The organism is Actibacterium sp. XHP0104, from assembly GCF_025751515.1.
Lineage (GTDB): Bacteria > Pseudomonadota > Alphaproteobacteria > Rhodobacterales > Rhodobacteraceae > Actibacterium_D.
Genome location: NZ_JAOWLE010000006.1, coordinates 145,237 through 170,497 on the forward strand (window position 1 = coordinate 145,237; position 25,261 = coordinate 170,497).

At 63.9% G+C, this 25,261-nt stretch carries 24 protein-coding genes; 19 read left to right on the forward strand and 5 right to left on the reverse strand.

Features of this window, described 5'->3' with window-relative positions; translation table 11 throughout:
* The first annotated feature begins 114 nt into the window (after positions 1 to 114).
* The 12 genes from OE856_RS11210 to OE856_RS11265 all read left to right on the forward strand — a co-directional run bounded on the left by OE856_RS11210 (position 115) and on the right by OE856_RS11265 (position 12,410).
* The gene (locus OE856_RS11210; protein ID WP_263716206.1) at positions 115 to 1,758 is read left to right on the forward strand and encodes a CTP synthase; all 1,644 of its coding nucleotides are present in this window, start codon (positions 115 to 117) and stop codon (positions 1,756 to 1,758) included.
* Between the two features lies 1 nt (position 1,759).
* On the forward strand, positions 1,760 to 2,461 hold the full coding sequence (locus tag OE856_RS11215) for a hypothetical protein (RefSeq protein ID WP_263716208.1): 702 nt from the start codon (positions 1,760 to 1,762) through the stop codon (positions 2,459 to 2,461).
* 53 nt (positions 2,462 to 2,514) lie between these two features.
* The gene (locus tag OE856_RS11220; protein WP_263716240.1) at positions 2,515 to 2,958 is read left to right on the forward strand and encodes a TerB family tellurite resistance protein; all 444 of its coding nucleotides are present in this window, start codon (positions 2,515 to 2,517) and stop codon (positions 2,956 to 2,958) included.
* Between the two features lie 126 nt (positions 2,959 to 3,084).
* Positions 3,085 to 3,864, forward strand: coding sequence for an ABC transporter ATP-binding protein (locus tag OE856_RS11225; protein ID WP_263716209.1), 780 nt, complete (start codon positions 3,085 to 3,087; stop codon positions 3,862 to 3,864).
* 24 nt (positions 3,865 to 3,888) lie between these two features.
* The gene (locus OE856_RS11230; protein WP_263716210.1) at positions 3,889 to 4,614 is read left to right on the forward strand and encodes a transporter substrate-binding domain-containing protein; all 726 of its coding nucleotides are present in this window, start codon (positions 3,889 to 3,891) and stop codon (positions 4,612 to 4,614) included.
* 44 nt (positions 4,615 to 4,658) lie between these two features.
* Positions 4,659 to 5,540 carry an ABC transporter permease gene (locus OE856_RS11235; RefSeq protein ID WP_263716211.1) on the forward strand — a complete coding sequence of 294 codons (882 nt, stop codon included), beginning with the start codon at positions 4,659 to 4,661 and terminating at the stop codon, positions 5,538 to 5,540.
* Positions 5,537 to 6,376, forward strand: coding sequence for an ABC transporter permease (locus tag OE856_RS11240; protein ID WP_263716212.1), 840 nt, complete (start codon positions 5,537 to 5,539; stop codon positions 6,374 to 6,376). The genes OE856_RS11235 and OE856_RS11240 overlap by 4 nt, the downstream gene beginning before the upstream one ends.
* Entirely contained in the window at positions 6,373 to 7,707 is a 1,335-nt protein-coding gene (locus tag OE856_RS11245; protein ID WP_263716213.1) for a glutamine synthetase family protein, read from the forward strand. The genes OE856_RS11240 and OE856_RS11245 overlap by 4 nt, the downstream gene beginning before the upstream one ends.
* A gap of 69 nt (positions 7,708 to 7,776) precedes the next feature.
* Entirely contained in the window at positions 7,777 to 8,469 is a 693-nt protein-coding gene (locus OE856_RS11250; RefSeq protein ID WP_263716214.1) for a type 1 glutamine amidotransferase, read from the forward strand.
* Positions 8,462 to 9,817 (forward strand): glutamine synthetase family protein, encoded by a 1,356-nt coding sequence (locus OE856_RS11255; protein ID WP_263716215.1) that lies wholly within the window; start codon positions 8,462 to 8,464, stop codon positions 9,815 to 9,817. Before OE856_RS11250 ends, OE856_RS11255 begins: the two co-directional genes overlap by 8 nt.
* Positions 9,814 to 11,115 carry an NAD(P)/FAD-dependent oxidoreductase gene (locus OE856_RS11260; RefSeq protein ID WP_263716216.1) on the forward strand — a complete coding sequence of 434 codons (1,302 nt, stop codon included), beginning with the start codon at positions 9,814 to 9,816 and terminating at the stop codon, positions 11,113 to 11,115. Before OE856_RS11255 ends, OE856_RS11260 begins: the two co-directional genes overlap by 4 nt.
* A 95-nt stretch (positions 11,116 to 11,210) precedes the next feature.
* Positions 11,211 to 12,410 carry a DegT/DnrJ/EryC1/StrS family aminotransferase gene (locus OE856_RS11265; protein ID WP_263716217.1) on the forward strand — a complete coding sequence of 400 codons (1,200 nt, stop codon included), beginning with the start codon at positions 11,211 to 11,213 and terminating at the stop codon, positions 12,408 to 12,410.
* On the opposite strand, the gene OE856_RS11270 is transcribed toward OE856_RS11265, so the two are convergent.
* Positions 12,407 to 13,372, reverse strand: coding sequence for a LysR family transcriptional regulator (locus OE856_RS11270; protein WP_263716241.1), 966 nt, complete (start codon positions 13,370 to 13,372; stop codon positions 12,407 to 12,409). The two genes, OE856_RS11265 and OE856_RS11270, sit on opposite strands and share 4 nt — an antisense overlap.
* Before the next feature lie 158 nt (positions 13,373 to 13,530).
* Between OE856_RS11270 and OE856_RS11275 the strand changes: the two genes are divergently transcribed.
* Positions 13,531 to 14,913 (forward strand): aminotransferase, encoded by a 1,383-nt coding sequence (locus tag OE856_RS11275; protein WP_263716218.1) that lies wholly within the window; start codon positions 13,531 to 13,533, stop codon positions 14,911 to 14,913.
* 59 nt (positions 14,914 to 14,972) lie between these two features.
* Here the strand turns inward: OE856_RS11275 and phaR are convergent, their stop codons facing one another.
* The 3 genes from phaR to OE856_RS11290 all read right to left on the reverse strand — a co-directional run bounded on the left by phaR (position 14,973) and on the right by OE856_RS11290 (position 18,047).
* Positions 14,973 to 15,533, reverse strand: coding sequence for a polyhydroxyalkanoate synthesis repressor PhaR (gene phaR, locus OE856_RS11280; RefSeq protein ID WP_263716219.1), 561 nt, complete (start codon positions 15,531 to 15,533; stop codon positions 14,973 to 14,975).
* Positions 15,534 to 15,673: 140 nt separating this feature from the next.
* Positions 15,674 to 16,123, reverse strand: coding sequence for a phasin family protein (locus tag OE856_RS11285; RefSeq protein ID WP_263716220.1), 450 nt, complete (start codon positions 16,121 to 16,123; stop codon positions 15,674 to 15,676).
* Between the two features lie 136 nt (positions 16,124 to 16,259).
* Positions 16,260 to 18,047, reverse strand: a complete 1,788-nt coding sequence (locus tag OE856_RS11290; protein ID WP_263716221.1) for a PHA/PHB synthase family protein — start codon at positions 18,045 to 18,047, stop codon at positions 16,260 to 16,262.
* Positions 18,048 to 18,163: 116 nt separating this feature from the next.
* Here OE856_RS11290 and phaZ point away from each other — a divergent pair, with 116 nt between their 5' ends.
* Complete coding sequence (gene phaZ / locus OE856_RS11295; protein ID WP_263716222.1) at positions 18,164 to 19,429, forward strand: polyhydroxyalkanoate depolymerase; 1,266 nt, start codon at positions 18,164 to 18,166, stop codon at positions 19,427 to 19,429.
* Between the two features lie 63 nt (positions 19,430 to 19,492).
* On the opposite strand, the gene OE856_RS11300 is transcribed toward phaZ, so the two are convergent.
* On the reverse strand, positions 19,493 to 20,242 hold the full coding sequence (locus OE856_RS11300) for an alpha/beta hydrolase (protein ID WP_263716223.1): 750 nt from the start codon (positions 20,240 to 20,242) through the stop codon (positions 19,493 to 19,495).
* A gap of 94 nt (positions 20,243 to 20,336) precedes the next feature.
* Here OE856_RS11300 and OE856_RS11305 point away from each other — a divergent pair, with 94 nt between their 5' ends.
* The 5 genes from OE856_RS11305 (at position 20,337) to OE856_RS11325 (ending at position 25,257) form a co-directional block, all read left to right on the forward strand.
* Complete coding sequence (locus OE856_RS11305; RefSeq protein WP_263716224.1) at positions 20,337 to 21,452, forward strand: pyridoxal phosphate-dependent aminotransferase; 1,116 nt, start codon at positions 20,337 to 20,339, stop codon at positions 21,450 to 21,452.
* A 61-nt stretch (positions 21,453 to 21,513) separates the two neighbouring features.
* A complete protein-coding gene (locus OE856_RS11310; RefSeq protein ID WP_263716225.1) occupies positions 21,514 to 21,702 on the forward strand; it encodes a hypothetical protein in 189 nt (62 codons plus the stop codon).
* A 152-nt stretch (positions 21,703 to 21,854) separates the two neighbouring features.
* Positions 21,855 to 23,621: an ABC transporter ATP-binding protein gene (locus OE856_RS11315; RefSeq protein WP_263716227.1), complete on the forward strand. Its 1,767-nt coding sequence runs from the start codon at positions 21,855 to 21,857 to the stop codon at positions 23,619 to 23,621.
* Positions 23,622 to 23,702: 81 nt separating this feature from the next.
* Entirely contained in the window at positions 23,703 to 24,455 is a 753-nt protein-coding gene (locus OE856_RS11320; RefSeq protein WP_263716228.1) for a YgfZ/GcvT domain-containing protein, read from the forward strand.
* Complete coding sequence (locus tag OE856_RS11325; protein ID WP_263716229.1) at positions 24,448 to 25,257, forward strand: fructosamine kinase family protein; 810 nt, start codon at positions 24,448 to 24,450, stop codon at positions 25,255 to 25,257. Before OE856_RS11320 ends, OE856_RS11325 begins: the two co-directional genes overlap by 8 nt.
* Positions 25,258 to 25,261: the final 4 nt, after the last annotated feature.

Sequence of the window (25,261 nt, forward strand, 5' to 3'; positions counted from 1 at the left end):
CCTCAAGCCTTGTGAGACCGGGCATATTCCGGTAACAGTCGAGTCCCGTGGGTGGCCTGATTGAGCGGAACAGGCCCGCAACAATAACATGAATTCCACGGGGGCTTTCTCGGCATGGCGCGGTATATTTTCATCACCGGTGGCGTTGTTTCTTCGCTAGGCAAGGGTCTTGCCTCGGCGGCGCTGGGGGCGCTCTTGCAGGCCCGCGGCTATTCGGTGCGTCTGCGCAAGCTTGACCCCTATCTGAACGTCGATCCCGGCACGATGTCGCCCTTTGAGCATGGCGAGGTTTTCGTCACCGATGACGGCGCCGAAACCGACCTGGACCTGGGCCATTACGAACGTTTCACCGGCGTGCCGGCACGCATGACGGATTCGGTGTCGTCGGGCCGCATCTATTCCAACGTTCTGGAGAAAGAGCGCCGGGGCGATTACCTGGGCAAGACCATCCAGGTGGTTCCCCATGTCACCAATGAAATCAAAGAGTTCCTTGCCATCGGCGATGACGAGGTCGATTTCATGCTGTGCGAGATCGGCGGCACGGTCGGCGATATCGAAGGCCTGCCGTTCTTTGAGGCGATCCGCCAGTTCAGCCATGACAAACCGCGCGGCCAGTGCATTTTCATGCACCTGACGCTGCTGCCCTATCTGGCGGCCTCGGGCGAGCTGAAGACGAAACCGACGCAGCACTCGGTCAAGGAATTGCAATCGATCGGCATCGCGCCCGATATCCTGGTGTGCCGCTCGGAACAGCCCATCCCCGAGAAAGAGCGCGCCAAGATCGCGCTGTTCTGCAACGTGCGCAAAGAGGCTGTGGTTGCGGCCTATGACCTGAAATCCATCTACGAGGCGCCGCTGGCCTATCATCGCGAAGGGCTGGATCAGGCGGTTCTGGATGCGTTCGAAATCTCGCCCGCGCCCAAGCCCGACCTTAGCGTCTGGGAGGATGTGAACGACCGCATTCACAACACCGATGGCGATGTGAAAGTCGCGATCGTCGGCAAATACGTCCAGTTGGAAGACGCCTACAAGTCGATCAAAGAGGCGCTGACCCATGGCGGCATGGCCAACCGGGTCAAGGTCAATGTCGAATGGGTGGATGCCGAGGTCTTCGATCACGAAGACCCCGCGCCCTATCTCGAAGGGTTCCACGCGATCCTGGTGCCCGGCGGCTTTGGCGAGCGCGGCACCGAGGGCAAGATCAAGGCCGCGCAATTCGCGCGCGAGCGCAAGATCCCCTATTTGGGCATCTGCCTGGGCATGCAGATGGCGGTGATCGAGGCGGCGCGCAACGTCGCCGGCGTGGGCGACGCGGGTTCCGAGGAATTCGACCACGAGGCCGGCGGCAAGCGTTTCACGCCCGTGGTCTATCACCTCAAGGAATGGGTGCAGGGCAACCGCACCGTGGCGCGCAAGGTCGATGACGACAAGGGCGGCACGATGCGCCTGGGCGCCTATTCGGCGGCGCTGAAAGAGGGTTCAAAAGTCGCGCAGGTCTATGGCGGCTGCGACATCGAGGAGCGCCATCGCCACCGCTACGAGGTCGATATCAAATATCGTGACCAGCTTGAGGCCAAGGGCCTGATCTTTTCCGGCATGTCGCCCGATGGCCGCCTGCCCGAGATCGTCGAATGGGCCGATCACCCGTGGTTCATCGGCGTGCAGTTCCATCCCGAACTGAAATCGAAACCCTTCCAGCCGCATCCGCTGTTCGCCGATTTCGTGCGCGCGGCGCTGGAAACCTCGCGGCTGGTCTAGGATGCGGTGCGCGGCGGCCCTGATCTGGATCGCCGCCGCCCTGCCCGCCTGCGCGCAGGACATCCAGCCCCTGCCCTATGATCTGGTCGAACAGACCACCCAGGGCCGCGAAGATTTCCAGACCCTGCCCGACAAGCCCTATCCCGGCTACAACCTTGACCGGGGCTATGCCTTCAATGGCGGGCTGATCGGCCAGCATTTCGCCGGCCAGACGGTTGAGACGCTGGTTTTGAACGGTGATCAATTTGACGCGCCGGGGACGGACGCGCCCATCGGGCCGCTGCGGGTCGAGATGGGGCCGCCGGGGCAGACACTGTCGATCTCGCTGCATCGGGTGTTCGGGTCGAACGCGCTGTATCCGCTGGGGCCATTGGCCCAGCCCACACCCGAGGGCCGCGGCGAGGGTATGATCGCGATCGGGTTCGACCGCGATATCTGCCGGTTCGGGATCAAGGTCCATACCGAATACCTCGACGCGCTGGGCAGCAATGCCGCGCATCAGGGCGAGGTCGAGTTCCGCTTTTACGCCCGCGACGGCGCGATGCTGGCGGCGATCACCGCCCGGCTGCCGGGCGGGGTGTCCGACCTGGGGTTCGGAATGGATGGCGCGGGCGCAATAGCCGGCGTCACGATCGCGAACCGCGACAAGGGCGGGATATCGTTGGATGACATGCGCTTTGGCTGCCCGCAGTTGCTGGGATGACAGGCGCGCGATTGGGCATTGGCCCGGCGCGCGGGTCGCCCTATATCTGGGTCATGTTTGCAGATTTCCTGTCCCGCCTGATCCAGCCCGCCCCTGCCCGCCTGCCCGACACCGATGCGCGTCTGGCGCTTGGGGCGTTGTTGGTGCGCGTGGCACGCTCGGATGGCGACTATGCCCCGCAAGAGGCCCAGCGCATCGACCGCATCCTGACCGCGCGCTACGGCCTGTCGCCGTTCGAGGCCACCGCCCTGCGGGCAGATGCCGAACAACTGGAATCCGAGGCCCCCGACACGGTGCGCTTTACCCGCGCGATCAAGGATGCCGTGCCCTACGAGGACCGCGAGGCCGTGGTCGAGGCCCTGTGGGAGGTGGTTCTGGCCGATGGCGTGCGCGACCACGAAGAGGACGCGCTGTTGCGGCTGGTGGCCAATCTCTTGGGCGTGAACGACCGCGATTCCAACATCGCCCGCCAACGGGTCGAGGCCCGGCGCGGCTGATTACGCCGCAAAGTGTCGTGTTCGGTCGCGCGGGGGGCATAACCACGCGTCATTTGTCGTGAAACCGTTGCAATCCGCCACGAATTGCGCCCTATTTTACCGAACGCTCAAAAATCACGGCCCACATTGTCTGATCAACAGTTACCTGTCATCGAGATCCGCAACCTTCACAAAAGCTATGGCGCACTGGAGGTCATCAAAGGCGTCGATATCGCGGCGCATAAGGGCGACGTGGTATCGCTGATCGGCTCGTCAGGGTCGGGAAAATCGACCATCCTGCGCTGCGCCAACCTCTTGGAAAACAGCCAGAGCGGCGACATCCTGTTCGAGGGCGAGCCGGTGCACTGGAAGGGCAAGGGCCATGCCCGCGTGCCCGCCGACCGCAAGCAGGTCACGCGCATCCGCACCAACCTGTCGATGGTGTTCCAACAGTTCAACCTGTGGGCCCATATGACCATTCTGGAAAACGTGATGGAGGCCCCCGTGACCGTGCTGCGCCGCGACCGCGCCGAGGTCGAGGCCGCCGCGCGCGAATACCTGGCCAAGGTCGGTATCGGCGACAAATGCGATGTCTACCCGGCCCAGCTGTCGGGCGGCCAGCAACAGCGTGCCGCCATCGCCCGCGCCCTGTGCATGGAGCCGCGGGCGCTGCTGTTCGACGAACCCACCTCGGCGCTGGACCCCGAGCTGGAACAAGAGGTCGTCAAGGTCATCAAGGCGCTGGCCGAGGAAGGCCGCACCATGCTGATCGTGACCCATGACATGCGCCTGGCCGCCGACGTGTCGAACCACGTGGTGTTCCTGCATGAGGGCCGGATCGAAGACCAGGGTCCGCCCGAAAACATCTTTACCAATCCATCCTCAGAACGGCTGCAGCAGTTTTTGCGTGCGACCATGCCGTCTTGATCAACAACCGGGAGAAAGAAACCGATGAGAAACCTTCTTCTTGCCTCTGCCGTCATGGCCCTGACCGCAGGTGCCGCCCTTGCCGACGGTACTGTGCGCATGGGCACCGAGGGCGCCTATCCTCCGTATAACTTCATCAACGATGCCGGCGAGGTCGACGGGTTCGAGCGCGAGCTGGGCGACGAGCTGTGTAAACGCGCCGAGCTGACCTGCGAATGGGTCACCAACGAATGGGATTCGATCATCCCCAACCTGGTGTCGGGCAACTATGACACTATCATCGCCGGCATGAGCATCACCGCCGAGCGTGACGCGGTGATCGACTTTACCCAGGCCTATTTCCCGCCCGATCCGTCGGTCTATGTGGCGCTGTCGGCCGATGTCGACGTGAGCTCGGCCGTTGTGGCCGCGCAGGCCGGCACCATCCAGGCCAGCCATGTGGCCGCCTCGGGTGCCGCGCTGGTTGAATTCGCCACCCCCGACGAAACCCTGGCCGCCGTCCGCAATGGCGAGGCCGACGCGGTGCTGGCCGACAAGGGCTTTTTGGTTCCGTTCGTCGATGAATCGAACGGCGAGCTGGTGATCGTTTCGGATGACGTGATGCTGGGCGACGGCATCGGTGTCGGCGTGCGCGAATCTGATGCCGAGCTGAAGGCCAAGTTCGATACGGCCATCGCTTCGATGAAAGAAGACGGCACGCTGAACACCATGATCGCGAAATGGTTCGATGGCATGCAGGCCGGCTATTGATGTGAAAGAGGCGTGGGGCCAAGCGGCCCCGCGCGACCCCCTGAATGTTTTCCTTTTGCACCGATCCTTCTGCACTTGATGGCCTGGACTGGCTTGCCTGCTATCTGACCAATGGCAAGCACATGGCGTTCTGGGCCTCGTTCGGGACGGTGATCCTGTTGCTGCTCATCACCGCGCCGGTGGCGCTGGCCTTTGGCTTTGCCGGGGCGATCGCGGCGCGGTCGCATGTGCTGCCGCTGCGGCTGATCGGGCGGACCTATACCGCCATGGTGCGCGGCGTGCCCGATATCGTGTTCTTTCTGTTCGCCCCGATCGCGATGGACCAGGGGTTCGAATGGCTGCGCCACAAGGCGAAATGCCCCGACTGGGACGCGCCCATTCGTCAGGGCAATGATTTCGTGGTCTGCGCCGAGGCCAAGCTGCCGTTGTCGGCTAGCCCGCAATGGGTGCATGAAACCTATGGGTTCACGCTGGCCGTTATCGCCTTTGCAGTCGTGTTCGGCGCATTCGCGGCCAATGTTCTGTTCGGTGCAATGCGCGCCGTGCCCCATGCCCAGATCGAAACCGCCGGCGCCTATGGCATGAGCGAGCGTCAGGCCTTTTGGCGCATCCTGGTGCCGCAGATGTGGATCTATGCCCTGCCGGGGCTGTCGAACCTGTGGATGATCCTGGTCAAGGCCACGCCGCTGCTGTTCCTGCTGGGGGTCGAGGATATCGTCTATTGGGCCAAGGAACTGGGCGGGGCCAAGACATCGCTCTTTGCCTATCCGCACCCGGACTGGCGGCTTTACTATTTCCTGGGGCTGCTGGTGTTCTATCTGGGGCTGACCAAGGTCAGCGAGGTCATCCTGGCCCGGCTGACCCGCCGCCTGTCGCATGGGCAGGCCACCGTCGCGGGCGAAGCGCAACGAAAGGCCGCCGCATGAGCTGTCTTCAGACCATCCAGGATTACGCGCTGCGCTCGGTCGGGATCGGAGAGCGGCTCTTGCCGAAATCCGACATCACCCTGTGCGAACAGGTGACGCTGATCGGGTCGGGGCTGATCTGGAACATCTATTTCGGCGCGCTGGCGCTGTTGTTCGGGTTCTTCCTGGCCACCGGCCTGGCGCTGGCCCGCAACGCGCGCAACCCGTTGCTGCGCAAACCGGCCGACTGGTTCATCTTTGTCTTTCGCGGCTCGCCGCTGTTCATCCAGTTCTTCCTGGCCTACGAGGCCTTCGTGCTGCTGCCGCGCGCCGGGTTTGATCTGAACCTGGGCTTTGTCGAGATCACCCTGGCCACCAGCTGGCTGACCAAGGCCTGGGCCGGGGCGCTGATCGTGCTGTTTCTCAACACCGCCGCCTACTCGGGCGAGATCTTTCACGGCGCGCTGCGCTCGATCCCCAAGGGCGATGTCGAGGCCGCCGACGCCTATGGGCTGCACGGGTTCAGCCGGTTCCGCCGGGTGATCTGGCCGACCATGCTGCGGCTGGCCTGGCCCGCTTACACAAACGAGGCGATCTTTCTGTTCCACGCCACGACACTGGTCTATTTCTCGGGCTTCCCGGCCTGGCGGCAAAAGGGCGACGCGCTGTATTACGCCAGCTATTTCGCCGACAAGACCTTTAACCCGTTTATCCCCTACCCGATCGTTGCGGGCTATTTCATTCTGGTGACACTTGTGATCATCCTGATCTTCGGGGCGATCAACCGGCACCTGAACCGGCATCTGCCCCAGACTGCACGGCCCAAGATGAAATTCCGTCTACAGGTGATCCGATGAGCGACTGGCTAATGGCCCATCCCGAGGTGCGCACGATCCGCGTTGCGGCCTGCGACCTGAACGGCCAGCCCCGCGGCAAGCGCATTCCCACCCGCTTTGCCGGCAAAATCGAAAAAGAGGGCACGCGCTTTCCCTATTCGGTGATGAACCTCGACATCTGGGGCGAAGATATCGACGACAGCCCGCTGGTGTTCGATTCCGGCGATCCCGACGGGGTGCTCTTGCCGACCGAGCGTGGCTTTGTTCCCATGCCCTGGCTCGAGGCGCCGACCGCGCTGTTGCCGCTGTGGATGTATCACGAGGATGGCCGCCCCTTTGACGGCGATCCGCGCCATGCGCTGGCGCAGGTGGTTCAGCGGTTCGGTGATCACGGCCTGACGCCGGTGGTCGCGACCGAGCTCGAATTCTACCTGATCGACGACAGCGGCACGCGGCTGCGGGTGCCTCCGTCACCGCAGTCGGGCAAGCGGCGGCCGGGGGCCGATACGCTGGCGCTGCGGGCGCTGGATGCGTTTGATGCGTTCTTTACCGATCTCTACGAGGCCTGCGAGGCCATGGACATCCCCGCCGACACCGCGATTTCCGAGGCCGGGATCGGCCAGTTCGAGATCAACCTGATGCATCAGCCCGATGCGCTCAAGGCGGCGGACGACACCTGGATGTTCAAGATGCTGGTGCGCGGGATGGCCCGCAGACACGGCTTTGCCGCCAGTTTCATGGCCAAACCCTATGAGGATTACGCCGGCAACGGGATGCACACGCATTTCTCGCTGCTGGACGAGGATGGCAACAACATCTTTGCCGATGGCACGGCGCGCGGGTCCGACCAGTTGCTGCACGCCATTGCGGGCTGTCTGGATGCCATTCCCGGCACCGCGCTGCTGTTCGCGCCGCATGGCAATTCCTATGACCGGCTGGTGCCCGACGCCCATGCGCCCACGGGCATCTGCTGGGCCTATGAGAACCGCACCGCCGCCGTGCGCGTGCCCGGCGGCCCCGCCTCGGCCCGCCGGATCGAGCACCGCGTCGCCGGCGGCGATGTGAATCCCTATCTGATGCTGGCCGGCATCCTGGGCGCCGCGCTGATCGGGATCGAAGATGCCATGACCCCGCCCGAGCCGATCCGCGGCAATGCCTACGAGATGGACCTGCCGCAGATGCCCTCGACCTGGGCTGACGCGATCGAGGCGTTCGAGACCAACGAGCACATGCGCCGCATCCTGCCCGCCGGGATGATCCGCAACATGGTCGCGACCAAACGGCAAGAGCTGTATTACTACAACGAGCTGACCGCCGCGCAGAAGGTCGAGCTTTATCTCGACACGGTCTGACCTGACGGCGCCCTTGCAGGGCGCGCGGCGCTTGTCTACCGTCTGATCATCCTTTGCTGCGAGCATTCCATGCTGATTGGCATCCTTCAGACCGGCCACGCCCCCGACCAGTTGCGGGGCAAGCTGGGCGACTATTCCGACATGTTCCGCCGACTGTTGGCGGATCGCGGGCTGGAATTCACCGATTACGATGTCGAGGGGATGGAAATTCCCGGCGATATCCATGCCGCCGACGGCTGGCTGATCACCGGGTCGCGCCACGGCGCCTATGAAGACCACGATTTCATCCCCCCACTCGAGGATTTCATCCGCCGCGCCATCGCAGCGCATGTGCCGATGGTGGGGATCTGTTTCGGCCATCAGATCATCGCCCAGGCCCTGGGCGGCACGGTCGAAAAGTTTCGCGGGGGCTGGTCGGTCGGAGCCAACGATTATGACCTGGCCGGGCGCAAGGTCACGCTGAACGCCTGGCACCAGGATCAGGTCACCGCCCTGCCCGACGGCGCGTCGGTGATCGGCAGCAGCGATTTCTGCCCCTACGCGGCGCTGATTTACGGCGATGATGCCCTGTCGGTGCAGCCGCATCCGGAATTCGATGCAAAGATGATCGACGGGCTGGCCCGGTTCCGTGCGCCCGGCGTGGTGCCGCAACCCTTGCTGGACCGGGCACAAGACCGCCTTGCCGCGCCGACCGACAGCGCGCTGTTGGGCGACATGATCGCAGAATTTTTTCTCAAACCACGAAAGACCAAACATGGCTGACTGGACCGACACCCTGCCCGAAGCGGCAAAGGCCTATCTCGAAGGCCGCCGTCTGGACGAGGTCGAATGTATCGTGGCGGACATGGCCGGTGTGGCGCGCGGTAAGGCGATGCCCGCCAGCAAGTTCGGCAAACAGACGCATTTCTACCTGCCCAACTCGATTTTCCTGCAAACCATCACCGGCGACTGGGCCAGCCTCGAGGGCGAGGCCTTTACCGAGCCCGACATGGTGCTGACCCCCGATCTCAGCACCGCCACCGCCGCGCCCTGGACGGCGGACTGGACGCTGCAGGTGATCCACGACATCAACGACCAGCAGGGCAACCCGGTGCCGGTGGCGCCGCGCAACGTGCTGAAACGGGTGGTCAAGCTGTTCAACGATCGCGGCTGGGCGCCGATCGTCGCCCCCGAGATGGAATTCTTTCTGGTTGCCCGCAACACCGACCCGGCCAAGCCGGTCGAGCCGCCCATGGGCCGCTCTGGTCGGCGTGCAGCGGCGAAACAGGCCTATTCGATGTCGGCGGTCGATGAATACGGCCAGGTCATCGACGACATCTATGATTTCGCCGAGGCGCAAGGGTTCGAGATCGACGGCATCCTGCAAGAGGGCGGCGCCGGCCAGGTCGAGATGAACCTGCGCCACGGCGATCCGGTCAAGCTGGCGGACGAGATCTTTTTCTTCAAGCGGCTGATCCGCGAGGCGGCGCTGCGGCACAATTGTTATGCCACGTTCATGGCCAAGCCCATTCAGGACGAACCCGGCAGCGCCATGCATATCCACCATTCGGTGGTCGATATCGCGACGGGCGACAACATCTTCTCGCTGCCCGATGGCGGCGAGAGCCCGGCGTTTATGCATTTCATCGCCGGGATGCAGACGCATATGCCCTCGGCCATCGCGTTGCTGGCGCCCTATGTGAACAGCTATCGCCGCTATGTCCGCGACTTTGCCGCGCCGATCAACCTGGAATGGGGCCGCGACAACCGCACCACGGGCCTGCGCGTGCCTATCTCCGACGCGACCGGGCGGCGGGTGGAAAACCGCATCGCGGGCATGGATTGCAACCCCTACCTGGGCATCGCGGCCTCGCTGGCCTGCGGCTATCTGGGCCTGATCGAAGAGAAATTCCCGCGCGAGGAATTCCGCGGCGACGCCTATGACAGCGACGAGGACATCCCCCGAAACGTGGCCGAGGCGCTGGACCTGTTCGAAACCGACACCGCCCTGCGCGAGGTTCTGGGCGAAGAGTTCTGCAAGGTCTACACCGCTGTGAAAGAGCTGGAATACAAGGAATTCCTGCAAGTCATCAGCCCCTGGGAACGCGAGCATCTGCTGCTGAACGTATGAACCTGCTTTACGCCAATGACCGGCCCGGCGAATACCCTGCCAGCTGGTATGCCGCCACGGCCACCCCGCCCGGCCCCTATGCGCCGCTGCGGGGCGAGACACGTGCCGATGTCTGCGTGGTGGGTGGCGGTTACACCGGGCTGTCGGCGGCACTGCACCTGGCGCAGGCGGGGGTGCGCGTGGTGCTGGTCGAAGCCCAGCGCGTGGGCTTTGGTGCATCGGGCCGTAATGGCGGACAGATCGGCAGCGGCCAGCGGCTGGAGCAGGACGCGCTCGAACGCATGTTGGGCCGCTCGGACGCCCGCGCGCTGTGGGATCTGGCCGAGGATGGCAAGGCGCTGATCCATGCGCTGTGTGACGCGCATGGCATCGACGCGGGTTATCGCCCCGGCGTGGTTCACGCCGACTGGCACGCGCGCGACGTGCCCCATGCCCATGCCTATGCCGACAAGCTGCGCCGCGACTATGGCTATGACCAGATCGAGCCGCTGAACCGCGATCAGATCCGCGCGCTGGTGGGCAGCGCGGCCTATCAGGGCGGTACGGTCGACTGGGGCGCGGGGCATCTGCACCCGCTGCGGCTGGCCTTTGGTCTGGCGCGGGCGGCGGCGGATGCAGGCGTGGTGATCCACGAACAAAGCCCGGTGCATCACATCCAGCATGGGCAAACGGCGGTCGTGCAGACCGACAAGGGCCGTGTGCTGGCCGATCATGTGATCTTGGCCACCAATGGCTATGGCACCGGGCTGGACCGCAAGGTCGCGGCGCGGGTGATGCCGATCAACAACTTCATCGCCGCCACCGCCCCCCTGCCCGACCCGTCGGCCATTCTGGCGCGGGATGTGGCGGTGGCTGACAGCAAGTTCGTGATCAACTATTTCCGCCTGTCCGAGGACGGGCGCCTGCTGTTCGGCGGCGGTGAAAGCTATGGCTACCGCTTTCCGGTCGACATCGCCGCCACGGTGCGCAAGCCGATGGCAGAGGTCTTTCCGCAACTGGCCGATGTGGTGATCGACCATGCCTGGGGCGGCACGCTGGCGATCACGATGAACCGCCTGCCGCATGTGGCGCGGGTGGCGCCGAATGTGCTGTCGGCAGGCGGCTATTCGGGCCATGGGGTCGCGCTGGCCGTGTTAGCGGGCAAGCTGATGGCCGGGGCGACACAGGGCCAGAATGACGGGTTCGACCTGATGGCGCGCCTGCCGATCCAGCGCTTTCCGGGCGGCACGGCATTGCGCAGCCCACTGTTGGTGCTGGCCATGAGCTGGTTCGCGATGCGCGACCGGCTGGGCCTGTGACACCACGCCACAAAACCGTCACGAAAAAGGATTTGGCGCGGGGGGTGTTCTCACTTACACTTTTTCTGAAACTATAATTCAAAAAAGGTGCAGGCATGTCGAGCGCTCCCAACGTCTATGACGCGGAACCCATTCCCGAGGCCGCCCGGTCCGAAATCGACCGGCTGCTGCAATCGGGCGACCTGTTCCGCTATACCGCGCCGCAGGATGCGCCCGTCGCGCTGCTCGAGGCCGAGTTCGCCGAGTTGATGGGGTCGCGCTTTGCGCTTGCGGTATCGTCGTGCTCGCAGGCGCTGTTCCTTGCGCTCAAGACGCTGCAATTGCCGCGCGGGGCCAAGGTGCTGGTGCCGGCGTTCACATTCGCCGCGGTGCCCTCGGCCATCGTGCATGCCGATTGCCAGCCGGTGCTGGTCGAGGTCGGTGACAACTACCGTGTCGACATGGGTGATTTCGAGGCCAAGCTGACCGCTGACGTGGGCGCGATATTGATCAGCCACATGCGCGGCCACACCTCGGACATGGATGCGATCATGGCGCTGGCCGATCAGCGCGGCGTGCCGGTGATCGAAGATGCCGCCCATTCGCTGGGCACGATGTGGCAGGGCAAGAAGATCGGCACGCTGGGCCGGATCGGCTGTTTCTCGTTCCAGTCCTACAAGATGATCAATGCCGGCGAAGGCGGCATCCTGGTCACCGATGACGCCGATATCATCGCGCAGGCGATCATCATGTCGGGCGCCTATGAACATAACTGGAAAAAGCACCCGGTGGTGCATGACCGCTTTGCCCATTGGCAGAACAAGCTGCCGCTTTACAACACCCGGATGCAGAACCTGTCAGCGGCGGTGATCCGGCCGCAGCTGGCCGAGCTGGCGCGGCGGGTGCGCGACGGGCTGGCCAATCATGACTATGTCGCCGGGTTGTTGAATGGCTCGCCCTGGCTGGACGTGCCTGCGCCGCTGCTGCCCGAAACGCGGGCGCCGGATTCGATTCAGTTCAACCTGGTGGGGCTGGACAGCGACGAGCAGGCCGTGGCCTTTCAAGAGGCCGCCATGGCGCGCGGGGTCAGTGTGCAGGTGTTCGGCCTGAGCGAGAACAACGCCCGCGCCTTTTGGAACTGGCAGTTCATTCCGGGCGAAATGCCCGACCTGCCGCAAACCCGCGCGATGCTGATGCGGGCCTGCGATGTGCGCCTGCCCGCGCGGCTGACACGGCCCGATCTGGATTACATCGCCACCGCGCTGATTGATGCGGTGGCCGATGTGATGGCCGAACCGCGCGCCTACGGCACCTAAAGCACTGCCAGACCGCCAGCCAGCCATGGCATCCGCGCCGTGGCGGGCGCGACGACGATATCCTCGATCAATGGGCGCAGCCGTGTCGCCACGCGGAACGGCATGTCCTGCAACACGCCCTTGCGCGCCGTCAGGGTGATGGTGCGCGACAGCGGCGCAAAGGGCAGCGGGATGATCTCGACCTGATCATGAAAACGCGGGCCGCGCAGATAGCCCAGCGGGGTCATGATCGTCCAGCCGGCGCCACCGGCGACCATGGCCAGAATGGCGTGATAGCTATCCAGCTCGAACCGGTGAGCCAGGGTCAGGTTCTGCCGCGCCAGATGCGCGGCGATCTGGCGGCCCATGAAATGGCGCTGGGTATACTGGATCAGCGGCAGCGCCTTGAGCTGGGTCAGCGGGTCGCAGCCCTGCGTCAGCGCCCCCTTGGGCACGGCGGCGACAAAGGGTTCGCGCAGCACCGGGTGGGCCTCGGCCCAGTCGGGCGTGGGGCCGGTTTCGGCGGCCACGACCATGTCCAGCGCGCGCGCCTCGAGCTGGGCGTTCAGGTGGTGACTGGCCCCGGTTTCCAGCAGGAAATGGCAGGTGCGCATCTCGTCGGCCATGCCCGACAGCAGGCGCGGCGTGACGTCGGCGTCGAAATCCTCGATCATGCCCAGCCGAAGATCGGTCAGCGCGGTCAGGTCGCGGGCGGCGACCTCTTCGCGGGCGGCCTGGGCCTCGGCCAGGATCAGATGGGCGCGGCGACGAAAGATCTGCCCCGCCGGGGTCAGGCTGACCGGGCGGGTGGTGCGATCAAGCAGCGGCGCGCCCAGCGCGGCCTCGAGCCCCGAGAGTTGCTGGCTGATCGCCGAGGGGCTGCTGCCCAAGCTGCGTGCCGCCGCCGAGACCGACCCTTGGGCCGCTGTCGCGACAAAGGCCTCGATGCCCTGCAATGTGATGCGGCCGCCGCCCTGCGCCATCTTGAACCCGTCCGAATGTCCGATGCGCCCGCAGCCTAGGGCCAAAGCCACGCCCGTGCCAGCCCTTTACGCCCGGTCACGAAACACGGGCGATTGCGCGGCGCGCGGCGCGGCGCTAGCGTGGTCAAAACAGCCGCTTTTCCAAAAGGATCCGCGCCATGACCAATGACCAACCCAACAGCTGGGAAGCCCGCGCCGACGCCACCGCCTTTTACGGATTCACCGACCTGCCTTCGGTGCATGAACGCGGCGCGGTGGTGCTGACCCATGGCGACGGGCCTTACGTGGTCGACGTGAACGGGCGGCGCTATCTGGATGCCAATTCGGGCCTGTGGAACATGGTCGCCGGGTTCAGCCACAAGGGCATGGCCGCCGCCGCCAAGGCCCAGTATGACCGCTTTCCCGGCTATCACGCCTTCTTTGGACGGATGTCGGATCAGACCGTGATGCTTAGCGAAAAGCTGGTGGAAATGTCGCCGTTCGAGCGTGGCAAGGTGTTCTACACCAACTCGGGCTCCGAGGCGAATGACACCATGGTCAAGATGCTGTGGTTCCTGTCGGATGCCGAAGGCAAGCCCAAGCGCCGCAAGTTCATCAGCCGGGTGAACGCCTATCACGGGGTGACGGTGGCGTCGGCCTCGTTGACGGGCAAGCCCTATAACAGCGTGTTCGGCCTGCCCCTGCCCGGCTTTTTGCACCTCACCTGTCCGCATTACTGGCGCGAGGGAAAGCCGGGCGAAACCGAAGAACAGTTCACCCGCCGCATGGCCAAGGAACTGGAAGACATGATCGAGCGCGAAGGCGCCGACACGATCGCCGGGTTCTTTGCCGAGCCGGTGATGGGCGCCGGCGGGGTGATCCCGCCGTCGAAGGGCTATTTCCAGGCGATCACCCCGATCCTGCGCAAGCACGGCATTCCGCTGATCGCCGACGAGGTGATCTGTGGCTTTGGCCGCACGGGGGGAATGTGGGGCTGCGAGACCTACGATTTCATGCCCGACGCGATCATCAGCTCAAAGAACCTGACCGCCGGCTATTTCCCGATGGGCGCGGTGATCCTGGGGCCCGATCTGGCCGACCGGTTACAGGCCGCCGTCGAGGAAATCGAAGAGTTTCCGCATGGCTTTACCGCCTCGGGCCACCCGGTGGGCAGCGCCATCGCGCTAAAGGCCATCGACCTGATCGTGAATGGCGATGACGAAAGCGGCCCGCTGATCGAGAACGTGCGTGCCATGACGCCCAAGTTCGAGGCCGGCCTGGCCCGCCTGGCCGAGCACAAGCATATCGGCGAATGGCGCGGCAAGGGTCTGATGGGCGCGCTGGAGGCGGTAAAGGACAAGGACAGCAAGACGCCCTGGGACGGGTCGCTGTCGGTCAGCGAGCGCATCGCCAACACCTGCACCGATCACGGGCTGATCTGCCGGCCGCTGGGCCAGTCGATCGTGCTGTGCCCGCCCTTCATCATCAACGATGCCCAGATGGACGAGATGTTCGACAAGCTGGAAAAGGCGCTGAACAGCGTGTTTGCAGAGTTGACCTGACATAAAAAAGGCCGCGCGGATGATCCGTGCGGCCCCTTTCGAATTATCGGCACTGCCCGTTATTCGCCAAGCTTCGACAGTTTGGATTGAAGCTCAGCCAGCTGCTTTTTTATGGCGTCAAGATCACCCTCATCGGCTTCTTCGGCTTCCATCTCGATACCGCTCGAGGCGCCGGGCCAACCCTTGGTCATCGCCTTGAGGAACGCCTGCTGCTGTTTTTGCAGGGCCTCCATGTCAAAGCCGGGCATCGGCTGCATGGTGTTGGGCATGCCCAGGTTTTCCATCCACTTGGTCTGGCTTTCGCGGAACATGTCAAAGCTCATGGCCAGAAACTGCGGCACGGCGCTTTGGGCCTGGGTGGTGTAGCTGCGAACCAGATCGGTCAGCACATTCACCGGCAGCATGCTCTCGCCGCGGCTTTCATGCTCGGCCACGATTTGCAGCAGATACTGGCGCGTCAGGTCGTCACCGCTTTTCAGGTCGACGATCTGGATCTCGCGACCGTCACGAACGAACGACGCGATGTCCTCGAGGGTCACGTAATCGCTGGTTTCGGTGTTATACAGCCGGCGGCTGGCGTAACGCTTGATCAGCAGCGGCTTCTTCTCTTCATCGGTCATATGGACCCCTCCCCGACAGGTCGTATGTTGCAGCGCAGAGAACTTTATGCGCTGTTGCAGCAAAAAGAAAGGGCGGGCTTAAAAAAGCCCACCCTTGCGTTCACATCGACAGGGAGGAGGGGTCGATGTAAATCCGTGCCTTACTTCGCAGCAGCGGTCGCTTTTTTAGCGGCAGCGGTCGCTTCGTCGGCAGCTTTTTTGACAGCGGCGGTGGCTTCAACCTGGAAGTCTTTGCCAGCGGCCAGCATCAGTTCGACGGTTTCCATCTGAACTTTCTTGGCGATTTCAGCGTAGGCGGCCATGTTTTCGGCAGCAGCTTCAGCCGAAGCCGAGGCGAAATCGGTCAGGGCTTTGGTGTAATCGGCCGGCTCGTCTTTGACGGCGGTCAGGTTACCCAGTTTGCCCAGGGTGTCTTTGGTCCATTTCGACGACAGGTCGTTCGATTTTTCGGCGGCTTCCAGAACAACTTTGGCCAGCTTTTCGTTCAGAGCGGCCTGGTTTTTGAAGGCGTCCTGAGCGGCGGTGGTGTCAATCGGGAAGTTGGCCAGCATGTCCTGAACCATCTTGGTGAAGTCTTGAGCTTTAGCCATGGTATCTCTCCAAATCTCTATCGGGTGGGGGCCCGTTTGTTGCGCTTGCAGAAACTATATACGTGCTGCGGCGCAGCATTTCAAGAGAAAAATGCTGCGCCGCAGAATAACTAGTTTTTGCTTACTTTACAAAGGCTTACTTGGGGAGAACGTAGGTTCCCGGGGCTTTGCACAGCGGCGGATGATCAGAATCACCGGGGTCGCGGGCCGGAATCATCTTGCCGGACTTCTTCTTCAGCCAGGAATCCCAGCGCGGCCACCAAGAGCCCTCGTTGAACTTGGCCTCTTTCAGCCAGGTCTCGTGATCCTCCATCGGGCCGGTATTGGTATAGTGGCCATACTTGTTCTTCGAGGGCGGGTTCACGATGCCAGCGATGTGGCCCGATTCAGACAGGACAAAGGTCTTGTCCTTGCTGCCCATCTGCTTGACGCCGTCAAAGCTGGACGACCACAGCGCGATATGGTCGGTCTCGCAGGCCACGGCGAACATGGGCACCTTGATGTCCTTGAGCGTCGGGGTCTCGTCCATGATGCGGAAGGTGCCACCGGCAAAGCGGTTGTTCTGGCACAGCTCGCGCAGATACTCGACCACCATACGGGCCGGCAGGTTGGTGCCGTCGCCGTTCCAGTAGAGAAGGTCAAAGGCCGGCGGGGCCTCGCCCATCATGTAGCTGCGGATCGCCGGGCGATAGACCAGGTCATTGGCGCGCAGGAAGCTGAAGGTGCGGGTCATGAAAGAGGCGGCCAGCATGCCCGATTCGGCCACTTCGCCCTCGATGCCCTCGATGAAGTCGTCCTCGAGATAAACACCCACCTCGCCCGGCTCGGTGAAATCGGTAAGCGTGGTGAACAGCGTGGCCGAGTTGACCGGGTTCTCGCGGCCGCTGCGTTCAAGCAGGGCCAGCGTCAGCGACAGGGTGGTGCCGGCGATGCAATAACCGACAGTGTTGATCTTATCGACCTTGCAGATCTGTTTGACCTGCTCCATCGCGGTCAGATAGCCCTCTTGGATATAGGTATCCATGCCGACATCGGCATAGGTCGGGTCGGGGTTCACCCAGCTGACCACGAATACCGTATAGCCCTGATCAATCGTCCACTTGATCAGCGAGTTCTGGGGCTTCATGTCCATGATGTAGAATTTGTTGATCCAGGGGGGGAAGATCAACAGAGGGGTTTCATAGACCTGTTCGGTGGTGGGCTTGTACTGGATCAGCTCGAACATGCGGTTGCGGAACACGACCTCGCCCTCGCTGGCGCCGATATTCTCGCCAACCCTAAAGGCGTTCTTGTCCGACAACGTGACCAACAGCTCTCCTTTGTTGGTCTCGAGATCATGCACCAGGTTTTCAAGCCCCTTCACCAGCGACTCACCGTCGGTTTCAACGGCGCGGGCCAGGGCCTCGGGGTTGGTGCCCAGGAAGTTGGCCGGCGACATCATGTCGACGATCTGGCGGGTAAAGTAGTCGACCCGGCGGCGATCCTTTTCGTCCAGCCCGTCCAGATTCTCGACCGCCTTATGCACGGCCTCGGAATTCATCAGGTACTGCTGCTTGACGAAGTTGAAATACGGATGCGTCTGCCACATCTCGTGCGAAAAGCGCGGGTCTTTGGGGGTCTCATCCGCCGGGGCGCTCAGCGACCCTTGCGACAGGGCCTCTTGGGCCGCGATGAAATGCTTGAGCGTTTTGCCCCAATAGGCCACCTGTTGCTCGAAAATCTTCGACGGGTGGTTGACCAGTTCATTCATATAGCCGGACGCGGCCTTCATCATCAGCTCATGCCCCGGCGCCTGAATCGACGGATCCATCGAACGCTTGCCCGACATGGCGGCGACCAACCGTTCGGTCAATTCCTCTACCTTGGCCAGGTTCTCGTTGAGACGTTCCAAATTCTCACCCGTAGTTGCATCTTTAGTTGTCATAAGCGAAAATCCCCCCTATGTTTTCGCAGCCGCAGAAACTCGGCCGCCGAGCGACATTTTGCCGCCGCTGGCACACACACTATAACCGCGCTTTTGCCAATGCAAAGGAGTGACGCATGAAAAACATCGCCACATACGACCTAATGGAAAGCTTCCGAAACACGAATCAGTGGCTCGGCGCTTCCGCTCTGGCAATGGCGTCCTATCCGTTCACCGGGATGGCCCCGAATCCATTCTTTAAATTGCTTGCCGCTTGGGGCGAAGTGACCGAGCGCAGCTTTGCCCGCATGGTCGCCAAACCCGACTGGAACATCTACACCGTCGTCGGTGACGATGGCCGCGACCACGTGGTCAGCATCGAACCCGTGATCAAGCGCCCCTTTGGCGACCTGATTCATTTCCGCGTGCATGGCCGCGCCCCGATGAAGCGCAAGATCATGCTGGTCGCGCCGATGTCGGGCCACTATGCCACGCTGCTGCGCTCGACCGTGGCCTCGCTGCTGCCCGATGCAGATATCTATGTCACCGATTGGCATAACGCGCGCGACATCCCCGTGTCCGAAGGTAAATTCGATATCGAAGATTACACGCTGTATCTTGTCGATTTCATGAAATACCTCGGCCCCGACGTGAATATCATCGCCGTGTGCCAGCCTGCGCCGCTGACCCTGGCCGCCACAGCCTATCTGGCCGGCGAAGAGCCCGAGGCCCAACCCCGCACCCTGACCCTGATCGGTGGCCCGATCGACCCCGACGCCGCCCCGACCGACGTGACCGATTTCGGCAGCCGCATCACCATGGGGCAGCTCGAACAGCTGGCCATCCAGCGCGTCGGCTTCAAATATGCCGGTGTGGGCCGTCTGGTCTATCCGGGCCTGCTGCAGCTGGCCTCATTCATGTCGATGAACATCGACCGCCACTCGGAAGCCTTCCGCGAGCAGATCCTGCGCGTGTCCAAGGGCGAGGCGGGCGACCATGACAAGCACAACCGTTTCTACGACGAATACCTGGCCGTCATGGACATGACCGCCGAGTTCTACCTGTCGACCGTCGAGCGCATCTTCAAGAAGCTCGAGATCGCGCAGAACAAATTCGTCGTGGCCGGCAAGAAAGTCGATCTGGGCGCCATCACCAGCGTTGCGGTGAAAACCGTCGAAGGCTCGGAAGACGACATCTCGGCCCCTGGCCAGTGCGTCGCCGCCCTGGACATGCTGACCGGCCTGCCCGCGGACAAGAAGGCCAGCCACCTGGAAGAAGGCGCCGGCCATTACGGCATCTTCGCCGGCAAGAGCTGGCGCGACAACATTCGCCCGCTGGTGCTGGACTTCATCGACAGCAATGCCAGCGAAGCCACCAAGGTCGCGCATCTGAAAACCGTCTGATACGGGATCTCAGAAAAAAATCAGGGGCGGTGCACCATCGGTGCCCGCCCCTTTTCGTTGCGCTCAGATCCGGGCGATGACCTTTTCCACGGTCTTTTCGATCAGCATCAGGCAGTCGGGGGTCGAAAATCTGTGGTCGGCGCCTTTGACCAGCGTCAGGCGGATATCGTCGCCCTGGGCATGATCCAACAGGCGCAGCGCGACCGACTGCTCCACATCGGCATCGGCGGTGCCCTGCAACAGCCGCACCGGAAACGGCAGGTGCAGCCGGTCGCGCAGCACCAGGTTGTTGCGGCCGTCCTCGATCAGGCGGCGGGTGATCGTGTAGGGGCTGTCATAGTCCGACGGCAGTTTGATGCGCCCGGCATCCATCAGCTCGGCCCGCTCAGCGGCGTCGAACCCGGCCCACATGCTGTCTTCGGTGAAATCGGGCGCGGCGGCGATGCCGACCAGCCCGGCCACCTTGTGCGGCATGGCGCGCGCCACCAACAGGGCGATCCAGCCGCCCATGGACGACCCCACCAGCACCTGCGGCCCATCGGTCAGTGTTGTGATCGCCGCCATCGCATCCGCCGCCCAGTCGCCGATGCAACCATCGGTAAAGGCTTCGGAGGATTCGCCGTGGCCGGAATAGTCGAACCGCAGAAAGGCGCGCCCCGTGCGCCGCGCCCAGTCTTCCATATGGATGGCCTTTGTGCCCTGCATGTCGGACATGAAGCCGCCCAGAAACACCACCCCCGGCCCGGCACCGGGGGTCTGGTGATAGGCGATGCGGCGGCCTTGGGGGGTGTCCAGGAATGCGGGGTCGGTCATGGGGTCTCCTTGCGGTTTTGGGCAGGTTAACGGCTGAGCCCCAAGCCGCAAGAGCGCGCTTGCCGGGGCGCGGAATTTCGGCTTTGCTCGGCCCATGACCGGACCCAGATTTACCGACCTCGCCGCCAGCCTGCCCGCCACGGTGCCCTTCGTGGGGCCCGAAACCCATGAGCGCCAGACCGGCCAGCCCTTCCGCACCCGGCTGGGCGCCAATGAAAGCGTATTCGGCCCCTCGCCCCGCGCGATTCAGGCCATGTGCCAGGCCGCCAGCGAGGTGTGGAAATACGGCGACGCGCAAAGCTGGGACCTGCGCCATGCGCTGGCCGCGCATCTGGCTGTGGGGATGGAGAACCTTGTGATCGGCGGCGGCATCGACGGGCTGCTCAGCAGCCTGGTGCGGCTGACCGTGGCACCGGGCGATGCGGTGGTGACCTCGGCCGGGGCCTATCCAACCTTCAACTATCATGTCACCGGCTTTGGCGGGGTGCTGCACACGGTGCCGTTCGCGGATGACCGCGAAGACCCCGAGGCGCTGATCGCGCTGGCCCGCGAGGTGCGGCCCAAGCTGATCTATATCGCCAACCCCGACAACCCGATGGGCACCTGGCACGATGCCGCGCGGATGCAGGCGATGATCGACGCCGTGCCCGAGGGCAGCCTGCTGGTGCTGGACGAGGCCTATATCGAATTCGCGCCCGAGGGCACCGCCCCCGCCATCGACCCCGATGATCCGCGCGTGATCCGCCTGCGCACCTTTTCCAAGGCCTATGGCATGGCCGGCGCGCGGGTGGGCTATGCGATCGGGCAGGCCGGGCTGATCGCCGCATTTGACAGGGTGCGCGACCATTTCGGCCTGTCGCGCATCAGCCAGATCGGCGCGCTGGCGGCCTTGCAGGATCAGGCCTGGCTGGCCCATGTGCAGGCCGAGGTGGCCCGCGCGCGCGACAGCCTGACCGAGATCGCGGCCCGAAACGGGCTGACCGCCCTGCCCTCGGCCACCAACTTCGTCACCATCGATTGCGGCCATGACGGCGCGTTTGCCCGCGCGGTGCGCGACGCGCTGGTCGCGCGGGGCGTGTTCGTGCGGATGCCCTTTGCCCCTCCGGGCGATCGCTGTATCCGCGTTTCGGCAGGAACCCCCGGAGACCTGGCAGTTTTCGGCGAAGAATTGCCCAAAGCGCTGGAAGAGGCGCGGCTTTCCACATTGTGAACGGTGCCCCTGCGCCGATCTGGTAAACTGGGCGCACAGTATTTTTGTGTGCAGGTATATCATGTATGACCACCCTATTTCCTCGGCTCCGAATTACACCCGCCCTGCCCTTGTCATGGCGCTGGTGAACCTGATTTCATTGTTTTTCGTCGTATGGGCCCTGTTCGGTTTCGGCCACGCGCTGATCTTGGGCGTTGTGCTGAACCTGATCCTCGACAACTGGGGGGCACGGCGCGCACGGCGCGATTGATCCGGGCAATGCTTGTCACGGCAGGCCGTTCCGGGGTAGACCGCGCTAGGAACGTCAACACAGGCCCACCGGATGCAGATGACCCCCCGCTTTGCGCAAACTGACCTGCGCGGCACAGCTGACCGGCACGCCCTTGCCACGGGTGCAGCCTGATGGCGGACGGAAATTCCATTCAAGGTGACAGCAAGGCCGTCGCCCGCTGGATCTGGCGCGGCTACATGCGCCATCACCTGCCGATCACGTTTGCCGCGCTGCTGCTGATGGCGCTCGAGGGCAGCATGATGGGCGCGCTCAGCTATATGGTCGGGCCGATGTTCGACGAGCTGTTCGAGGCCAAGAACCGCGCCGCCCTGCCCTGGATCGGCGGGGCGTTTTTCGGCATCTTCGCCATCCGCGCCTTTGCCGCCTTTGGTCACAAGGTGATCATGGCGCGCGTCGGCGAGCGGATGATGGCGGCGTTGCAGCACGATATCGTCAAGCACATGCTGACGCTGGACATGGCCTGGTTTCATGTCACGCCGCCGGGCAACCTGATTGAACGCGTGCGCGGCGACACAACGGTTTTGTCGAACCTGTGGAACACCCTGCTGGCGATTGGCGCACGCGACACGATTGCGACCATCTCTTTGTTCGTGGTGGCGATGCGGGCCGACTGGGTCTGGACGCTGATCGCGATTGCCGGTTTTCCGCTGCTGGTGGTGCCGGTGGCGCGGCTGCATCGGCTGGTGCGCGCCAAGGCGCGGCAGGTGCGGGCAGCGGCGGCCGATATCTCGACCCAGCTTGACGAGATCTTTCACGGGGTTTCGACCATCCGGCTGAACCGGATCGAAAACCGCGAGACCGACCGGCTGCGCCATGTGATCAGCGGCTATACCGAGGCCAGCGTCAAGGCCACCGCCCGCCGCGCCGCCATTCCGGCGTTGACCGATCTGGTGGCCGGGCTGGGCTTTCTGGGCGTCGTCACCTATGGCGGGTTGCAGATCATGGACGGCACCAAGAGCGTCGGCGAATTCATGAGCTTCTTTACCGCCATCGCCATGCTGATCGAACCGCTGCGCCGGATCGGCAACGTGCTGGGCGTGTGGCAGACCGCGCTGGCCAGCCTCGAGCGCCTGCATGACGTCTTCGACATGCAGCCCACCATCACCAGCCCGGCCCGGCCCGCAACGCTGTCCGTGCCCGCCCGGCAGGCCGATATCGTGCTGGATGACGTGCACCTGTCTTATGGCGACACGGCGATCCTGAACGGGCTGAGCTTTACCGCCCGCGCCGGGCAGATGACCGCGCTGGTGGGGCCGTCGGGGGCGGGCAAGACCACCGTTTTCAACCTGCTGGCCCGGCTTGTCGAACCTCAAAGCGGGCGGATCACCCTGGGCGGCACCGATATCAATCAGCTGGCGCTGACCGATCTGCGCGACCAGTTCTCGTTCGTGTCGCAAGAGGCGATGCTGTTCGATGAAACCCTACGCGACAACATCCTGCTGGGCCGCACCGATATCAGCGACGACCGCCTGCAAGAGGTGCTGGAAGCCGCGCATATCGCCGACTTCCTGTCCGGGCTTGAGGCGGGCCTCGACAGCCGCGCCGGCCCGCGGGGCAGCAAGCTGTCGGGCGGCCAGCGCCAGCGCGTCGCCATCGCCCGCGCCCTGCTGCGCGACTCGCCGATCCTGCTGTTGGACGAGGCCACCAGCGCGCTAGACGCCAAGTCCGAGCGCGTGGTGCAAGAGGCGCTGGAGCGCCTGTCCAAGGGCCGCACAACGCTGGTGATCGCGCACCGGCTGGCCACGGTGCGCGATGCCGATAACATCGTCGTCATGGATCGCGGCCGGGTCGCCGAACAGGGCAGCCATTCCGACCTGCTGGCGCGCGGCGGCATTTATGCCGGGCTGTACCAGCTGCAATTCAGCAATCAGGACTAGGCAAGAAATTACGCCCCGCCCCTTGCCCTGCCCGGATTGGGGGCGCAGTTTATTCTCACATCACCAGTTTCAGGATCCGCAATGACCGGCGAGGCCACCACCGACCGTACTGTTCTGACGCTGACCGGCACCGATCGGCATGACTTTCTGCAAGGGCTGGTCAGCAATGACGTGCCGCGCGCCGAGGGTCAGATCGCCTGGGCGGCGCTGTTGACGCCGCAGGGCAAGTATATGGTCGACTTCCTGATCGTGGCGATGGCGGATGCGCTGTTGCTGGATGTCAAATCCGAGGCCGCGCCGATGCTGGCGCAGCGGCTGGGCATGTACAAGCTGCGCGCCGATGTGCAGATCGGCCAAAGCGCGCTGCATGTGACGCGCGGCCTGGGCGACGCGCCTGTGGGCGCCCTGCCCGATCCGCGCCACCCGGCGCTGGGATGGCGGCTTTACTCCGACACGCCCGGCGGCAACCCCGTGACCGACTGGGATGCGATCCGCGTGGCACATTGCATTCCCGAAACCGGGATCGAGCTGACCCCCGAGACGTTCATCCTGGAAGCCGGGTTCGAGCGCCTGCACGGCGTCGATTTCCGCAAGGGCTGTTACGTCGGGCAAGAGGTCACCGCCCGGATGAAACATAAGACCGAACTGCGCAAAGGCCTGGCCACCGTCGAGATCGACGGCGCGGCCCCGATCGGCACCCCGATCATGGCGGGCGGTAAAGAGGCGGGCACGCTTTACACCCAGTCGGGCGGGCAGGCGATTGCCCAGCTGCGATTTGATCGCGCCGGGGGCGAGATGACCGCCGGTGATGCCCAGGTCAGGTGGCATGGCTGACCCGCTGCGCGCCCGGATCGAAACCCTGACGGGCGCGCGTGTCACCGGTCTTGGGGCGCTACATGGCGGCGACCTCTCTGATGTGTACAGCGCCACGCTGGAGGATGGTCGCCAGGTCGTGGCCAAGCTGGGCGCGCTGGTCGATACCGAGGCGCGGATGCTGCAGGCCATGGCCGCCGCCGGTGCGCCGGTGCCGCGGGTGCTGGCGACCCAGACCGGCCTGACCATCCTCGAAATGCTGGACGAGGCCCCGGCCTCGGCGCGCGGCTGGGCGGCGCTGGGGCACGGGCTGCGGCGGCTGCATGACAGTTGCGGTACGCTTTACGGCTGGGAACAGGATTACGCCTTTGGCCCCGCGCCCATTCCCAATGCCCCGCGTCGTGACTGGGCCGCCTTTTGGGCCGAGCAGCGCCTGCTGGCCTGGCCCGCCGATCTGCCGATGGATATCGCGCATCGGCTAGACGCGCTGGCCGCGCGCCTGCCCGACCTGTTGCCCGCCACGCCACCGCCTGCCCTGCTGCATGGTGACCTGTGGGCCGGGAATGTGCTGTTCGGCCCGGGCGGCACCGCCCATATGATCGACCCCGCCTGCTATTACGGCGATGCCGAGGTCGATCTGGCCATGCTATCGCTATTTGGCCAGCCAGGCCCTGCCTTTCACACTGCCTATGGCGATCTGTCCCCCGGCTGGCATGATCGGCGGCCAATCTACCAGCTGTGGCCCGCGCTGGTGCATCTGCGGCTGTTCGGCCCCGGCTATCGCGGCATGGTCGAAAACTTGCTGACCACGGCGGGCTGCTGACAGA

What these genes read in the sequence shown, in the direction of transcription:
- OE856_RS11210 (WP_263716206.1), top strand. Translation starts at nt 115, where the DNA reads ATGGCGCGGTATATTTTCATCACCGGTGGCGTTGTTTCTTCGCTAGGC.
- OE856_RS11215 (WP_263716208.1), top strand. Translation starts at nt 1,760, where the DNA reads ATGCGGTGCGCGGCGGCCCTGATCTGGATCGCCGCCGCCCTGCCCGCC.
- OE856_RS11220 (WP_263716240.1), top strand. Translation starts at nt 2,515, where the DNA reads ATGTTTGCAGATTTCCTGTCCCGCCTGATCCAGCCCGCCCCTGCCCGC.
- OE856_RS11230 (WP_263716210.1), top strand. Translation starts at nt 3,889, where the DNA reads ATGAGAAACCTTCTTCTTGCCTCTGCCGTCATGGCCCTGACCGCAGGT.
- OE856_RS11235 (WP_263716211.1), top strand. Translation starts at nt 4,659, where the DNA reads ATGTTTTCCTTTTGCACCGATCCTTCTGCACTTGATGGCCTGGACTGG.
- OE856_RS11240 (WP_263716212.1), top strand. Translation starts at nt 5,537, where the DNA reads ATGAGCTGTCTTCAGACCATCCAGGATTACGCGCTGCGCTCGGTCGGG.
- OE856_RS11245 (WP_263716213.1), top strand. Translation starts at nt 6,373, where the DNA reads ATGAGCGACTGGCTAATGGCCCATCCCGAGGTGCGCACGATCCGCGTT.
- OE856_RS11250 (WP_263716214.1), top strand. Translation starts at nt 7,777, where the DNA reads ATGCTGATTGGCATCCTTCAGACCGGCCACGCCCCCGACCAGTTGCGG.
- OE856_RS11255 (WP_263716215.1), top strand. Translation starts at nt 8,462, where the DNA reads ATGGCTGACTGGACCGACACCCTGCCCGAAGCGGCAAAGGCCTATCTC.
- OE856_RS11260 (WP_263716216.1), top strand. Translation starts at nt 9,814, where the DNA reads ATGAACCTGCTTTACGCCAATGACCGGCCCGGCGAATACCCTGCCAGC.
- OE856_RS11265 (WP_263716217.1), top strand. Translation starts at nt 11,211, where the DNA reads ATGTCGAGCGCTCCCAACGTCTATGACGCGGAACCCATTCCCGAGGCC.
- OE856_RS11270 (WP_263716241.1), bottom strand. Translation starts at nt 13,372, where the DNA reads ATGGCGCAGGGCGGCGGCCGCATCACATTGCAGGGCATCGAGGCCTTT.
- OE856_RS11275 (WP_263716218.1), top strand. Translation starts at nt 13,531, where the DNA reads ATGACCAATGACCAACCCAACAGCTGGGAAGCCCGCGCCGACGCCACC.
- phaR (WP_263716219.1), bottom strand. Translation starts at nt 15,533, where the DNA reads ATGACCGATGAAGAGAAGAAGCCGCTGCTGATCAAGCGTTACGCCAGC.
- OE856_RS11285 (WP_263716220.1), bottom strand. Translation starts at nt 16,123, where the DNA reads ATGGCTAAAGCTCAAGACTTCACCAAGATGGTTCAGGACATGCTGGCC.
- OE856_RS11290 (WP_263716221.1), bottom strand. Translation starts at nt 18,047, where the DNA reads ATGACAACTAAAGATGCAACTACGGGTGAGAATTTGGAACGTCTCAAC.
- phaZ (WP_263716222.1), top strand. Translation starts at nt 18,164, where the DNA reads ATGAAAAACATCGCCACATACGACCTAATGGAAAGCTTCCGAAACACG.
- OE856_RS11300 (WP_263716223.1), bottom strand. Translation starts at nt 20,242, where the DNA reads ATGACCGACCCCGCATTCCTGGACACCCCCCAAGGCCGCCGCATCGCC.
- OE856_RS11305 (WP_263716224.1), top strand. Translation starts at nt 20,337, where the DNA reads ATGACCGGACCCAGATTTACCGACCTCGCCGCCAGCCTGCCCGCCACG.
- OE856_RS11310 (WP_263716225.1), top strand. Translation starts at nt 21,514, where the DNA reads ATGTATGACCACCCTATTTCCTCGGCTCCGAATTACACCCGCCCTGCC.
- OE856_RS11315 (WP_263716227.1), top strand. Translation starts at nt 21,855, where the DNA reads ATGGCGGACGGAAATTCCATTCAAGGTGACAGCAAGGCCGTCGCCCGC.
- OE856_RS11320 (WP_263716228.1), top strand. Translation starts at nt 23,703, where the DNA reads ATGACCGGCGAGGCCACCACCGACCGTACTGTTCTGACGCTGACCGGC.
- OE856_RS11325 (WP_263716229.1), top strand. Translation starts at nt 24,448, where the DNA reads ATGGCTGACCCGCTGCGCGCCCGGATCGAAACCCTGACGGGCGCGCGT.